The 13,745-nt window shown below is 60.2% G+C and carries 11 protein-coding genes and 1 tRNA gene; 9 read left to right on the top strand and 3 right to left on the bottom strand.

Annotated elements, in window-relative coordinates; all coding sequences use genetic code 11:
• Positions 1-167: 167 nt before the first annotated feature.
• Positions 168-1,619, top strand: coding sequence for an ABC1 kinase family protein (locus BM254_RS14325; protein WP_092005120.1), 1,452 nt, complete (start codon positions 168-170; stop codon positions 1,617-1,619).
• Here BM254_RS14325 and BM254_RS14320 read toward each other — a convergent pair.
• Positions 1,553-2,002 carry a YqaA family protein gene (locus BM254_RS14320; protein WP_092005117.1) on the bottom strand — a complete coding sequence of 150 codons (450 nt, stop codon included), beginning with the start codon at positions 2,000-2,002 and terminating at the stop codon, positions 1,553-1,555. The two genes, BM254_RS14325 and BM254_RS14320, sit on opposite strands and share 67 nt — an antisense overlap.
• Before the next feature lie 169 nt (positions 2,003-2,171).
• On the opposite strand from BM254_RS14320, the gene BM254_RS14315 reads away from it, so the two are divergent.
• Positions 2,172-2,426, top strand: a complete 255-nt coding sequence (locus tag BM254_RS14315) for a GrxA family glutaredoxin (RefSeq protein WP_092005114.1) — start codon at positions 2,172-2,174, stop codon at positions 2,424-2,426.
• Between the two features lie 71 nt (positions 2,427-2,497).
• Here BM254_RS14315 and BM254_RS14310 read toward each other — a convergent pair whose 3' ends face one another.
• The gene (locus tag BM254_RS14310; RefSeq protein WP_092005111.1) at positions 2,498-3,760 is read right to left on the bottom strand and encodes a 6-phosphofructokinase; all 1,263 of its coding nucleotides are present in this window, start codon (positions 3,758-3,760) and stop codon (positions 2,498-2,500) included.
• Between the two features lie 155 nt (positions 3,761-3,915).
• Here BM254_RS14310 and mpl point away from each other — a divergent pair, with 155 nt between their 5' ends.
• The 4 genes from mpl (at position 3,916) to BM254_RS14290 (ending at position 9,275) form a co-directional block, all read left to right on the top strand.
• Complete coding sequence (gene mpl / locus BM254_RS14305) at positions 3,916-5,310, top strand: UDP-N-acetylmuramate:L-alanyl-gamma-D-glutamyl-meso-diaminopimelate ligase (protein WP_092005108.1); 1,395 nt, start codon at positions 3,916-3,918, stop codon at positions 5,308-5,310.
• Positions 5,311-5,346: 36 nt separating this feature from the next.
• Positions 5,347-5,994 carry a flavin prenyltransferase UbiX gene (locus BM254_RS14300; RefSeq protein WP_092005105.1) on the top strand — a complete coding sequence of 216 codons (648 nt, stop codon included), beginning with the start codon at positions 5,347-5,349 and terminating at the stop codon, positions 5,992-5,994.
• Between the two features lie 123 nt (positions 5,995-6,117).
• Positions 6,118-7,257, top strand: coding sequence for an acyl-CoA dehydrogenase family protein (locus BM254_RS14295; RefSeq protein ID WP_092005102.1), 1,140 nt, complete (start codon positions 6,118-6,120; stop codon positions 7,255-7,257).
• 140 nt (positions 7,258-7,397) lie between these two features.
• Positions 7,398-9,275, top strand: a complete 1,878-nt coding sequence (locus tag BM254_RS14290) for a hypothetical protein (RefSeq protein ID WP_092005099.1) — start codon at positions 7,398-7,400, stop codon at positions 9,273-9,275.
• Positions 9,276-9,419: 144 nt separating this feature from the next.
• On the opposite strand, the gene BM254_RS14285 is transcribed toward BM254_RS14290, so the two are convergent.
• A tRNA-Leu gene (locus BM254_RS14285) sits at positions 9,420-9,506 on the bottom strand.
• 262 nt (positions 9,507-9,768) lie between these two features.
• Here BM254_RS14285 and rnr point away from each other — a divergent pair.
• From rnr to rpsF, 3 genes are all read left to right on the top strand, one after another.
• A complete protein-coding gene (rnr, locus tag BM254_RS14280; RefSeq protein WP_092005096.1) occupies positions 9,769-12,285 on the top strand; it encodes a ribonuclease R in 2,517 nt (838 codons plus the stop codon).
• Positions 12,286-12,321: 36 nt separating this feature from the next.
• Positions 12,322-13,059, top strand: coding sequence for a 23S rRNA (guanosine(2251)-2'-O)-methyltransferase RlmB (gene rlmB / locus BM254_RS14275; protein WP_092005093.1), 738 nt, complete (start codon positions 12,322-12,324; stop codon positions 13,057-13,059).
• A gap of 246 nt (positions 13,060-13,305) precedes the next feature.
• A complete protein-coding gene (rpsF, locus tag BM254_RS14270) occupies positions 13,306-13,722 on the top strand; it encodes a 30S ribosomal protein S6 (RefSeq protein ID WP_092005090.1) in 417 nt (138 codons plus the stop codon).
• Positions 13,723-13,745 lie beyond the last annotated feature (23 nt).

Below are 13,745 nucleotides of genomic sequence, written 5' to 3'. Positions count from 1 at the left end.
CGTAAACAGGTAGAACAGTGACATTTAAACCGGAATCCGCAGGCCGGCATTGGCCGCCAGGCCAGGGAAAACGGGTCGAATCGGTGAGGATAGGTTGTCACTGTATCCGTATAATGGAATGAACAGCTGGCAGACAGCGCAAATTCTCCGACACCCACAGGTTGTCCATGTCATCCAAGCGTCCAGGAGCAAAAGTTTCCCGCATCAAGACCGGCAGCTTCGAGCGCAGGCTGAGCCTGACCCGGGCTGGCCTTACTGCAGGTACCCGCATGGCCTCCCACATGGCTACCAACTGGTTCAGCAGCAAGGACAAGCGCGATGAACGGCACCGGGCCATGCTGTCCAACCAGGCCCGATTCCTGGTGGATGAACTGGGGCGCCTGAAAGGCAGTGTGGTGAAGATCGGGCAGGTGATGGCGCTGTACGGCGAGCATTTTCTGCCCGAAGAGGTCACTGAGGCCCTGCACACACTCGAGGACCAGACCACCTCCCTGGAGTGGCCGGCGATAGAACGGGTGCTCAAGGAAGAACTGGGCAGCAACCGACTGGCGGAACTGGACGTGGATCCCGAGCCTATCGGTGCCGCCTCGCTGGGTCAGGTACACCGTGCGGTCCGGCGCAGCGACGGTCTGGAGCTGGTGCTGAAAGTCCAGTATCCGGGCGTTGCGGATGCCGTCGACAGCGACCTGAATGCGGTGGCACAGCTGCTGAAAGTGGCGCGGCTGGTCAGCTTCGGGCCGGAATTCAATGACTGGCTCGAGGAAGTCAGGGAGATGATGCACCGGGAGGTGGATTATCGCCTGGAAGCCCGCACCACGGAGAAATTCCGGACCATGCTGGCGTCCGACCCCCGGTTCATCGTGCCCAGGGTGTTGCAGGAATACTCCACGGCCCACGTGATCGCCTCGACCTATGAGCATGGCCACTCGGTGGGATCCCGGGAGGTTCGAGAACTGTCGCTGGAGCGGCGTAGCGCCCTTGGCGAGGCAGCCCTGGAGCTGTTTTTCCGGGAGCTGTTCGTCTGGGGCGAGATCCAGACCGATCCCAACTTCGGTAACTATCGCATCCGCATTGCCGGTGAGGAGGGAGAGGATCCGGGCTATGACCGTATCGTCCTGCTCGACTTCGGTGCCGTGCAGTCCTACTCGGACGAGTTCCTTGCGCCGGTCATCCAGATGATCCGGGCATCCTACGAGCAGGACCTTGAAGCGGTGATCGACGGTGGGATAAAGCTCCGTTTCATGAGTCTGGACTGGCCCCGGGAAGTGCTGGAGAAATTCGGCAAGGTCTGTATGTCGGTACTCGAGCCCCTGGCGAAAGACCAGTTTGAATGGCCGGAGTATGCGGTCAACAGTGACGGCCAGTATCGGTGGAAACAGAGCGACCTGCCGTCCCGGGTTGCCCGACAGGCCGCCCGTTCCGCCATCAGCCGGTACTTCCGGGTACCTCCCAAGGAATTTGTGTTCCTGAACCGGAAGCTGATCGGCGTCTATACGTTCATTGCCGTGCTGCATTCCGAGTTCAATGGCGAACCCCTGTTGCGCAAGTACCTTTATGGAGACGGTGAGGGGGAAGACGCCCCCGATGCCTCGGCCACCAGCCAGAGCACGAAGGCGTAGCGCGCGCCCTTGCCGATGGCCACCAGGACGACAAAGTTCAGCCAGGGGACCCGCATGATGCCGCCCACAAGGGTGAGTGCATCACCCCCCAGCGGCAGCCATCCCAGCAGCAGAGACCACTGGCCGTAACGGTTGAACCGGTTGCGGGCCTTGTGCAGTTGCATCTCGCTGACGGGGAACCAGCGCTTGTGTTTGAAGCGGTCCACCTGGCGCCCGATGATGCCGTTGACCACCGAGCCCAGCGTGTTGCCAGCGGTGGCCCAGAACCACAGCCACCACAGCGAGTAACCCTGGGTCACCAGGGTACCCAGCAGTACCTCGGAGTAGGCCGGCAGCAGCGTCGCGGCGGCAAAGGCCGTCAGAAAAAGTGTCAGGTATACCAAATCGTCTCCCCGTCTTGACCGAATTCAATGCCGGTTGCCGGTCCTGTCGGTATGGTTACGTACTATGGTTGCCATGCAAACCATCAATTTTTACTCTCTGTTGCCTTGCCAGTATGCTGACGGCAGGTTTTTTCTTATTCCGGTTTTTGACACCGTTGCAGGAGGTTCTATGGAGCAGGTCACGATTTATGGCCGTTCGAGTTGTGGGTTTTGTATTCGGGCAAAGGACCTGTGCGAATCCATGCAGGTGCCGTACACCTGGATCGATATGATGGAAAAAGGTATTTCCAAGGCTGACATCGCCGACAAGATCGGAAAGCCGGTGCACACTGTGCCACAGATTTTCGTCGGCCAGCAGCATATTGGCGGGTTTGATGATTTTTACGCCTATGTGCGCGAGCATGAGGCTGCCGCCAGCCGCTGAGTCGGTGCCTCAGGCATAAAAAAAACCGCCCGGGGTCGAAACCGGGCGGTTTTTTCGTTTCTGACGGCTGATCAGATCTTGAACTCGGTCTTGAGTTTCTTCTCGACCAGCTGATTCTTCAGCTTCGCCACTTTCGGCAGGCCATTTTCAAACGGTGGGAAGCTTTCACCGTAAATCAGGGGCTCCAGGTAGTCACGGCAATCCTGGGTAATGCCGAAGCCGTCATCGGTGATGTAGTGGATCGGCATTTTCTTTTCCTGGTTTGCCACCTCGCTGAGGTTGGCTTCCCCGATCTTCCATTGATAGGGCTTGGCCTGCTCGCGAACGATGGTGGGCATCAGCGCCTGCTTGCCGGCCACCGCCATTTCTACCGCGGCCTTGCCCACTGCGTAGGCCTGTTCCACGTCCGTGGCCGAGGCAATGTGCCGGGCACTGCGCTGGAGGTAATCGGCAACCGCCCAGTGGTACTTGTGGCCGAGGGCCTGCTTGACCATGTTGGCTAGGGCCGGGGCCACACCGCCAAGCTGGGTGTGGCCAAAGGCATCCTTGGCGCCGGCGTCGGCCAGGAAGCGGCCGTCTTCGTACTGGGCACCCTCTGAGGCGACCACCACGCAATAACCATAGTCCTTCACGCACTGGTCTACCCGGGCCAGGAAGGCTTCCCGGTCGAACGGGATCTCCGGGAACAGGATGATGTGTGGCGGTTCACCTTCGCCCTGACCGGCCAGGCCTCCGGAAGCAGCGATCCAGCCGGCGTGGCGGCCCATCACTTCCAAGATGAACACCTTGGTGGAGCTTTCGCACATGGACTTGATGTCCAGGCTGGCTTCCAGGGTCGAGGTGGCGATGTATTTGGCAACCGAGCCAAAGCCGGGGCAGCAGTCGGTGAACGGCAGGTCGTTATCGACGGTCTTGGGCACACCGATGCAGGTAATGGGGTAGCCCATCTTGTCGGCAATCTGGGAGACCTTGTAGGCGGTATCCTGGGAATCGCCGCCACCGTTATAGAAGAAATAGCCGATGTCGTGGGCGCGGAATACCTCGATCAGGCGCTCGTACTCGGCCCGGTTTTCGGAAATGTTCTTGAGCTTGTGGCGACAGGAGCCGAAGGCGCCGCCCGGGGTGTGGATCAGGGCCTGGATTGCCTCGTCGCTCTCGAGGCTGGTATCAATCAGTTCTTCCCTGAGCGCCCCGATAATGCCGTTGCGGCCGGCAAACACCTTGCCGATTTTGTCCGGATGCTTGCGGGCGGTCTGGATGACGCCACAGGCGCTGGCATTAATGACGGCGGTAACACCGCCGGATTGGGCGTAAAAAGCGTTCTTGATAGCCATCTCGGGCTGAAGCCTCCTGCTGGTTCGACAATGGCGCAGATGATACGCCAAACGCCCGGGATTTTCATGAGCAGGATTGCGGATAGCGCGGGCCTTGACGCCTTGCGGAGTATAGGGGAGGCTTGGCAGGTTTCAACGGAGAGGTCGAACACCGAATGCACATCCATATCCTCGGAATCTGTGGCACCTTCATGGGTAGCCTTGCGGTGCTCGCGCGCGAGCTTGGCCATACGGTGACCGGCTCGGACCAGGGTGTTTACCCGCCCATGAGTACCCAGCTGGAAAGTCAGGGCATCAGCCTCATGGAGGGTTACAGTGCTGACCATCTGGACCCGAGGCCGGACCTGGTGCTAATCGGCAATGCCATGTCCCGGGGGAACCCCGAGGTCGAGGCGGTACTGAACCTCAACATCGATTACATGTCCGGTCCCGAGTGGCTGGCCCGGGAAGTGCTGCGTCACCGCTGGGTCATGGCGGTCGCCGGTACCCACGGCAAGACCACCACCACTTCAATGCTGCTGTGGATTCTTGAACAGGCCGGCTTCGAACCCGGTTACCTGGTGGGCGGTGTCCCTCTCGATTTCCCGGTCTCTGCCCGGTTGGGAAACAGTGATTTCTTCGTGATCGAGGCCGACGAATACGACAGCGCTTTCTTCGACAAGCGCTCGAAGTTCATTCATTACCGGCCCCACACCCTGATCCTCAATAACCTGGAATTTGACCACGCGGATATCTTCGACAACGTTGAAGCTATCGAACGTCAGTTCCATCACCTGGTGCGCACCGTGCCCTCGAAGGGACTGATCGTTCGTCCGGCGGTGGATCCGCACCTGGACAACGCCCTGGCCATGGGCTGCTGGAGTCCGGTTCAGGATACCGCCATCGGCAGTGAGGTCAGCCGAACGGCGGACTGGCGGGCAGAGCTGCTGTCGGAGGACGGCAGCCGGTTCATGGTGATTCACCACGAGCAGCCGGTCGCTACCCTGAAATGGGACCAGACCGGCATGCACAATGTCCGCAATGCCCTGGCCGCCATCGCCGCCGCCCGGCACGTGGGCGTCACCCCGGATCATGCCGTTGCCGCATTGTGCCGGTTCTCGGGGGTCAAGCGCCGGATGGAACTGCTGGCGGATGTTGGTGGGGTGAGGGTCTACGATGACTTTGCCCATCATCCTACCGCCATTGCCACAACCCTCGAGGGTTTGCGTAACCGGGTGGGGGAGGAGCCGATCCTGGCCCTGATCGAGCCCCGCTCCAACACCATGAAACAGGGCGTGCACCGGGACAACCTGCTGGCCAGTGCGGAGCTGGCGGACCGGGTCCTCTGGGCCAACCTGAATGACATGGACTGGCTGCAGGAACTGGTCGGTGCCTGGCAGGCTGATAACGAGGGTAACGAGTTGCATCGGGTTGAGTCCTCGGTTGAGACGCTGATCGGCCGGGTACTGGACGACCTGCCGAGCCCCTGCCACATTGTCATCATGAGCAATGGCGGTTTTGGCGGGATCCACGGCAAACTGGTAGCGGAACTCGAACGTATCCATGGCTGATCTTCCCGCCCTGACAACTCCTGGGGAAAAGCGCGAATGACCACGCCCACTCCGGCACAGCGAACCGTAAACCTGGCGATTACCGGCGCCTCCGGCGCCCAGTACGCGTTGCGACTGCTGCAGTGCCTTGTGGCGGCCGGGTGCCGTGTGCATGTTATGGTCAGCCGGGCAGCTCAGGTGGTTATCGCTACCGAGACGGACCTGAAACTGCCGGGGTCGCCACCGGCCATGCAGGAGTGTCTGACGGAATATTCCGGCGCGCAGCCTGGCCAGGTTCTGGTCTTTGGCCGTGAGGACTGGTTTGCGCCGCCGGCTTCCGGCTCCGGTGAGAAGGCCCCCCTGGTGATCTGCCCCTGCAGCACCGGAACCCTCTCGGCCCTGGCCACAGGTGCGAGCAACAACCTGATCGAGCGGGCCGGGGATGTCGCTCTCAAGGAACGGCGCCAGCTGATTCTGGTGCCCCGGGAAGCACCCTATTCGGAAGTGCACCTGGAGAACATGCTGCGCCTGACCCGGATGGGCGCGGTGGTCATGCCGGCGAGCCCCGGCTTCTACCACAAGCCCCGGTCCATCGAAGATCTGGTGGATTTTGTGGTTGCCCGCCTGCTGGATCACCTGGACCTGCCGCAGGATCTGATGCCCCGATGGGGCGAGGCCCGGATCGACGCCAAACAGCCCCGCTGAAGCGCCTTCCGGCCGATGGTTTTGGTCAGCGCGATTGATGGTTTTCATCATTGAGCGAAACCGGCCAGCGGCCGAGACTTGGTGAACGACAATCACAACACACGTCATTCACCGAGGTTCACCATGATTCCACGTACCGTTTTCGACGCCGACCTGGAAGGCTTCCGCGATTCCGTTCGCAAGTTTCTGGAGCAGGAGGCTGCGCCCTATCACGATCAGTGGGAGAAGGACGGCCAGGTCAGCCGTGAACTGTGGCAGAAGGCCGGTGAGCTGGGTTTCCTGTGCCCGACCATGCCGGAGGAGTATGGCGGTGTGGGGGCGGATTTCCGCTACAGCGCCGTTGTCATCGAGGAAATCTCCCGTGCCGGCTTGTCCGGTATCGGCTGGGGTCTGCACTCGGACATTGTGGCCCCCTACATCCTGAACTACGGCTCGGAGGAGCAGAAGCAGAAGTATCTGCCGAAGCTGGTCTCCGGTGAGATGATCGGAGCCATCGCCATGACCGAGCCTGGTGCCGGTTCCGATCTGCAGGGGGTTAAAACCACCGCCATCAAAAACGGTGAGCACTATACCCTGAACGGCTCCAAGACCTTCATCACCAACGGCCAGTTGGCGGATCTGGTGATTGTGGTGGCCAAGACCGATCCGAAGGAGGGGGCCAAGGGCACCAGCCTGTTACTGGTGGAGACTGCCTGGGAAGGTTTCGAGAAGGGGCAGAACCTGAACAAGGTGGGCATGAAGGCCCAGGATACCTCCGAACTGTTCTTCCAGGACGTCAAAGTACCGGTAGAAAACCTGCTGGGTTCCATGGAAGGGCAGGGCTTCTTCCAGCTGATGCAGGAGCTGCCCGCTGAGCGTCTGCAGGTGGCCCTGGCCGCGGTGGCGGCAGCGGAAGCGGCCTGGCAGTGGACCCTGGACTACGTCAAGGAGCGCAAGGCCTTCGGCAAGCCGGTGATCGCCTTCCAGAACACCCGTTTCAAGCTGGCGGAGCTGAAGGCCGAGATCACCGCAGCCCGGGTATTTACCGACCGCTGCCTGGAACTGCACCTGGAGAAAAAGCTGGATATCCCCACGGCGGCCATGCTCAAGCAGCACACCACGGATCTGCAGTGCAAGGTCATGGACGAGTGTGTCCAGCTTCACGGTGGCTATGGCTACATGTGGGAATACCCGATTGCCCGTGCCTGGGCCGACTCCCGCGTGCAGCGTATCTATGCCGGTACCAATGAAATCATGAAGGAAATTGTTGCCCGCTCATTCTGACGGGCTCAGGCCCCGCCGAGCCTGCGCCGGCGGGGCGGCCTGTTACCAATCTTTACAAATTGCCAAGCCTGTCAAGGTCTCCCACGGCAACATCCCCTAAAGTAGCGGCACACCTCTGATAACAATAAACGGTTGCCGCGATGACACGCCTGGAATGCTTACCCATTGCACTGCTGACGCTGATCCTGGCCGGATGTGGCCAGGAGTCGGATACCCCGCCTGTGGATGGTCGGGATTTCGATGGCGTGTCCTATTCCGAGCCGGCTCCCTATTCCGGGAAGGTGATCGACGGTTACCTGACTCATGCCCGGGTATGGCTGGATATGGATGGCGACAGCCAGTACACCCCCGGCCCGCTGGAGATCGAGCTGGAGAACGGCAATATTGCGGTGCTCGAATCCGGTGAGCCCACGACCATGAGCGGGCAGGGCGGTGAGTTCTCCCTCGATGTGGGAGAGCTGGATCTTCCGCCGGAGGTCGGGCCCGACCTGGATCCCAGGGATTACCCTCTCTACACGGTAGCCTTGCCGGGTAAGACTCTGGAGCAGACCTGGCGTGGCGACGTGCCGGTGGCCCGGGCATTCCTTATGTCCGCGGCACCCGGGGTCCGGAATATCACACCACTTACCACGCTGGCCCGTTACCGCAGCCTGTTTGGCCTGGGTTCCTACCTGCAGACCCCCGATGACCTCGCCGGCAGTCTGGCCGGTCTCAACCTGGTGGCGGATTACGTGCTATCGGGTGACGAGCGTGCCCATGCCTATGCCCGGGCGTTGGCGAGGTTCATGGCCAGCCAGATTCCCGACAAGTACAACGAAAAGTTGACAGAGATCGGCAGTGACGGCACTGAGCGGTATCTGAGCAGGCAGGCGGCCTACCTGCTGGGAATCTCTCTGGTGCAGAACGCCCCATCGGTGATTGCCGTGGTGGATGAGGCCGCCGGAGGTAATTACGCCAATGTCGACCCGGCCACTCTGCTCTTGCCGGAGGTGCCGCTGGAGTACAGTGACCCCGTCCTGCTGACCCACCAACGTATCCTGGCCCAGCCCGAAAATGACCAGAACCTGCCGGTCAGTACCTCGAGCCTGATGGTGTCCGCCGAGCTTTTCTTCGATTATTCCGAGGCGGGTCAGTTGCTGTCGGTATCGGCTGAGGGATGCCTGGCGCCGTCCATGCAGGAACTTGCCCGGCTGCTTAAGGTGAATGGCCTGATGTACCAGCTTGGCAGCCAGTGGCGGCCCTCGGTGTCACTCTCCCCGCAGAGCCGGATTGCCTTTGAAGCAGAAGGTGTCGACGAGCGCCTGATCTTCGACTGGGAAAACCGGCGGATCTATTTCGAGACCTCGACCACTTGTCATGAACATGAAAGTATTTCGGCGGGATCCACGGAGCTGGCCGGTAACCCGGAGGCAACTTATCACTGGCAGAAGGCTGATGGCGTAGGCCTGGAGCTGGTGGCGGAGATTCCGCAAGGGGGCAGATCGGTTCTGGTGCCGGAGGCTGCTGGTGTGCCGCCCGAGGACTTTGATGGTTACGTACTGAGTGAGGACGGAGTGGAAACGTCCTCACTTTTGGTCGGTGCCGGATCTTTCTGCGATCCGGATGCTGAGGTCGCGGGCGCGGACCACGTGGTTACCGCCCAATACAGCTATGAGTTCTCTGGCTATGAGCCCCAGCCTGCCAATTTTGTCGGGCTGGCACTGGAATATGACGCCCGGCAATTTGAGGGTGCGGATCCCGACAATCCGGTCAGCCGCCTGTTAAGGTATGCCTTTCTGGATCCGGCCTTGTCGAATCTTGCTAACGTGGATGCCGGGACCGGTTTCCAGTGGGCCATGTATTACCCGACCACATTTGATCCGGCCAATCCGAACCTGATCCGGGAGGCCTACCTCACCAGCTATAGCGGTGCTCGGGAATGCAAAAGGGAATTCGAGGAGACGCCTTCTTCCGCCTACGCCAAGGTTGAGTACAGCTATCAGATGCTGTCGGAATACTTGCTGGGGCTGCTTGATTGAGAAGGATGGACGTCGGGCTTGTGTGAGCCGGAGTGCAGACAGGTCTGTGCGCAAAACACAAAAATCCAGGCGCAACAAAGTTGTGCTGGCTGGCTCTAATTACTAAGTCTCGGGGATTTCTATGCCATTTCCTGGGGAAGGAAATGGTGCCGAGGAGAGGACTTGAACCTCCACGGGGTTGCCCCCACTAGCACCTGAAGCTAGCGTGTCTACCAATTTCACCACCTCGGCAGGTGACTACAACTCTGGGCTATTCTACTGAATTCTGTTTGGAATTCAAGCCCTTGGTTGCTGGCTTCGGCTTGTCGCCTCAACCGATGGCGCGTACTTTAATGATTCCCCCCGAGGCTGTCAAACATTTTTTCCAAAAAAGTTTCGGTGGTATTTGTGCCTATCAAATGCCCCCTTGTTAGGCAGCATCGCCGTACCAACGTTATACTGCAACGAAATACTAATTCCGCCGCGCCTGTGCGGCTTTAAAACAAGGATCCGAATGGTTTCCAGGAAGAAAGACAAGGGTGATCCTCACGTCGACCGTGAGGCCCAGAAATACGACAACCCTATCCAGAGCCGGGAATTCATCCTCAAGCATTTGAAGGACCGGGGGGCGCCAGCCACCCACGAGACCCTGTGTGAGGAGTTGGGCCAAACCTCGCCGGAAGGCATCGAGGCCTTACGCCGCCGGCTGATTGCCATGTGTCGCGACGGACAGATGATCTGTAACCGTCGTGGTGCCTATCTGCCCATCGAAGAGGCAGATCTGGTCACCGGCAGGGTGACCGGCCATAAGGACGGCTTCGGTTTCCTGATTCCCGATGACGGCGGCTCCGACCTGTTCCTCACCGCCCGGCAGATGCGCCAGGTGTTCCATGGCGACCGGGTTGCCGCCCGTGTAGACCGTGTCGACGACCGCGGCCGCCGTGAGGGCAAGATTGTCGAGGTGCTTGAGCGCAACACCAGCCAGATTGTCGGCCGGTTTTTCCGGGAGAGCGGCATCAGTTTCGTGGTGCCGGAGAATGCCCGCATCAATCACGAGATCCTGGTGCCGGAAGAGCATGTTGGTGAGGCCTACCAGGGCCAGTACGTCGTGGTGGAGATCCTGCGTCATCCCACCGTCCGTACCCAGCCGATGGGCAAGGTGATTGAGATTCTCGGCGAGCACATGGCGCCGGGCATGGAAATCGACGTGGCCATCCGCTCCTACGAGATTCCCCACAGCTGGCCGCCCTCCGTTGGTGAGCAGGCTGCCGCCATCCCCGCGGAAGTGGAAGAGAAGGACAAGCAGAACCGGGTGGATATCCGGCATCTGCCGCTGGTGACCATTGATGGCGAGGACGCCCGGGACTTTGATGATGCCATCTATTGCGAATCGCGCCCTCGCGGGGGCTTCCGCCTGCTGGTGGCGATTGCCGATGTGTCCCATTACGTCCGTCCGGGTACACCGCTGGATGAAGAGGCGCTGAACCGGGGTAATTCCGTGTATTTTCCGGATCACGTGGTTCCCATGCTTCCGGAGAAACTGTCCAACGGCCTGTGTTCCCTGAATCCCGGCGTCGACCGCTTGTGCATGGTCGCGGATATGACGCTCAGTGCCAACGGTCGCATCAGTAGTTACAGTTTTTATCAGGCGGTGATGCACAGTCACGCCCGGCTGACCTACAACAAGGTCAGTGACATTCTGGAACGTCCGGATTCCGAGCCCGGCTACCGTTTGAGCCAGCAATATTCCGAAGTGTTGCCGCAGCTCTATAACCTCTACGAGCTCTACAAGCTGCTGCGCTGGGCTCGCACCGAACGGGGTGCGATCGACTTCGAGACCACCGAAACCCGGATCATTTTCGATGCCAACCGCAAGATCGAGGAAATTGTTCCGGTTCACCGCAACGACGCCCACAAGATTGTCGAAGAGTGCATGCTGTGTGCCAACGTGGCGACGGCGCGTTTCCTGAAGAAGCACAGTACCCCGGCCCTGTACCGGGTACATGAAGGTCCGTCGGAAGAACGACTGGCAGCACTCCGGCTGTTCCTGGGCGAGCTCGGGTTGCAGCTGCGCGGTGGCGACAAGCCGACGTCCGCGGATTATCAGGAGCTGTTGTCCCAGATTGCCGATCGCCCGGATGCCGATGTGATCCAGACCGTGATGCTGCGCTCCCTCAGCCAGGCGGTATACAGCCCGGAGGAAAGTGGTCACTTCGGTCTGGGCTTTGCCAGCTACGCCCACTTCACCTCACCGATCCGGCGTTACCCGGACCTGATTGTGCATCGGGCCATCAAGTCCCGGATCCACAATCCCGAGGTCAAGAAGGATGTGGTCACGCCTCCGGTCACCGATCCGGAACTGGCGGAATATCCCTACGATTATGCCCGCCTGGAACAGCTGGGCGAGCATACCTCCATGACCGAACGGCGTGCTGATGATGCCACCCGGGATGTCATGGCCTGGCTCAAGTGCGAGTTCCTCAAGGATCACGTGGGCGAGGAATACAACGGCGTGATTTCCGCAGTGGTGCCCTTCGGCTTCTTTGTGGCCCTGGCAGACATCTATATCGAGGGACTGGTGCATGTCTCCACCCTCAGTGGCGACTATTTCCATCACGATTCCGCCAAGCATCGCCTGATCGGTGAGCGCACGGCGGTGAGCTTCCGCCTGGGCGATGATGTCCGGGTACGCGTGACACGGGTGGATCTGGAGGATCGCAAGATCGATCTGGAGCTGGTCAGTCAGCCCCGACGCCGCAAGGCGGATCGGGAAGCGCTGGATATCTCCCGTCGCGAGGAACGCGGTAAAGGGAAAGGCAAGGACAAGGGCAAGGGCCGTGGTGCAGGCGGCAGAAAAGCCTCCCGGGGCCGGAGCAAGGGCAAGCCCGAGTCGGTCGCGCCCGCCAAGGGCAAGCCGGGCAGCGCCAAGCAGAAGCTGGTTGCCGAAGCGGCGCGCGAAGCCGAGAAGAAATCCGGCAAGTCCGGAGCGGCCGGATCCGGCAAGAAACCCAGGCGCAGAACCCGGAAGTGAGTTCTGAACAGTAACCCGTAAACAGGATCAGAATCAGTGTCCCAGGAATTTGTCTTCGGGTGGCACGCGGTTGAGGCTGTCCTCAAGCGCGAGCCGGAAAGATTGCAGCAGGTCTGGATCCAGACCGGGCGCCAGGACAAGCGTGTCAGGGCCATCACCGATGCGCTCGACAGCCTCGGTGTGCGCTGGCAGGTTGTACATCGCCGTGAACTCGATGAGCGGGTCTCCGGTGTTCACCAGGGTGTGGTCGCAGCCGTGTCGGAGAGCCGGGAATGGACCGAGGGCGACCTGCTGGCCCAGTTGGAGAAGAGCGACAAGCCGCCGTTTCTACTGGTACTCGACGGCGTGACTGATCCCCATAACCTGGGGGCCTGCATGCGAACCGCGGACGCTGTGGGCATTCAGGCGGTCATTGTGCCCAAGGACAAGTCCGCGTCCCTGACCCCGGTTGCCCGCAAGGTTGCCTGTGGCGCGGCTGAAACCGTGCCGTTCGTGCGCGTGACCAATCTGGCGCGTTTTCTGAGATCCCTGCAGGAGCAGGGCGTCTGGCTGATCGGCACTGCCGGCGAGGCCAAAGCCACGCTCTACCAGGCGGATTTCAAGGGGCCGGTGGCCCTGGTGATGGGGGCCGAAGGCAAGGGTATGCGGCGGCTGACCAAAGAGCACTGTGACCAGTTGATCAACATTCCCATGCTGGGGCACGTGGACAGTCTGAATGTTTCTGTCGCCACCGGCGTGTGTCTGTACGAGGCGCTGCGTCAGCGCCTTGGTTAACCCTTGCACAGAAGGCGCTGGGCGCCTAGAATACGTCACCCCTTTTTTAAGGGGTGGTTTTTTATTGCCTGAACAAACGGGCAGTAAGGCCACGCTTTTGATCAAGCCTTTCGTTGTAAAGCCTTATTGATAAAGCAAAAAGAAACCGGCAGCCCGAGGCTGTCACCTCCTTGCTTTCATGCTCAACAGGGCGGCAAGACGCCGCGCGGTTGAAAAAGGAAGCTGTTTAAACCGTAGGGAGAACTCATGCGTCACTACGAAATCGTATTCATGGTACATCCGGATCAGAGCGAGCAGGTGCCCGCGATGATCGAGCGTTATACCGGCGTCATCACCGAAGATGGCGGCAAGGTACATCGCCTGGAAGATTGGGGCCGTCGTCACCTGGCTTACCCGATCAACAAGATCCACAAGGCTCACTACGTCCTGATGAACGTCGAGTGTTCCCAGGCCGCTATGGACGAGCTGACTCACAACTTCCGGTTCAACGATGCCATCATCCGTGACCTGATCCTGCGTCGCGATGAAGCCGTGACCGATATGTCTCCGATGAAAGCCGCCGAGTCCCGTGAGGACCGTCGTTCAGGTGGTGAAGACCGTCCGCGTCGTTCGGCCGATTCTGACAGCCGTCAGAAGTCCGAGTCCCAGGACGAAGAAGAGTAATTAACCGGAGTTGAGGAGTTAAG

This window comes from Marinobacter pelagius (genome assembly GCF_900114925.1).
GTDB classification, from domain to species: Bacteria; Pseudomonadota; Gammaproteobacteria; order Pseudomonadales; family Oleiphilaceae; genus Marinobacter; species Marinobacter pelagius.
The sequence above is the reverse complement of the archived record's forward strand: the minus strand, read 5'-3'. Positions and strand labels throughout refer to the sequence as shown.

What these genes read in the sequence shown, in the direction of transcription:
- BM254_RS14300 (WP_092005105.1), top strand. Translation starts at nt 5,347, where the DNA reads ATGACCACGCCCACTCCGGCACAGCGAACCGTAAACCTGGCGATTACC.
- rpsF (WP_092005090.1), top strand. Translation starts at nt 13,306, where the DNA reads ATGCGTCACTACGAAATCGTATTCATGGTACATCCGGATCAGAGCGAG.
- BM254_RS14290 (WP_092005099.1), top strand. Translation starts at nt 7,398, where the DNA reads ATGACACGCCTGGAATGCTTACCCATTGCACTGCTGACGCTGATCCTG.
- BM254_RS14295 (WP_092005102.1), top strand. Translation starts at nt 6,118, where the DNA reads ATGATTCCACGTACCGTTTTCGACGCCGACCTGGAAGGCTTCCGCGAT.
- rnr (WP_092005096.1), top strand. Translation starts at nt 9,769, where the DNA reads ATGGTTTCCAGGAAGAAAGACAAGGGTGATCCTCACGTCGACCGTGAG.
- BM254_RS14325 (WP_092005120.1), top strand. Translation starts at nt 168, where the DNA reads ATGTCATCCAAGCGTCCAGGAGCAAAAGTTTCCCGCATCAAGACCGGC.
- BM254_RS14310 (WP_092005111.1), bottom strand. Translation starts at nt 3,760, where the DNA reads ATGGCTATCAAGAACGCTTTTTACGCCCAATCCGGCGGTGTTACCGCC.
- BM254_RS14315 (WP_092005114.1), top strand. Translation starts at nt 2,172, where the DNA reads ATGGAGCAGGTCACGATTTATGGCCGTTCGAGTTGTGGGTTTTGTATT.
- mpl (WP_092005108.1), top strand. Translation starts at nt 3,916, where the DNA reads ATGCACATCCATATCCTCGGAATCTGTGGCACCTTCATGGGTAGCCTT.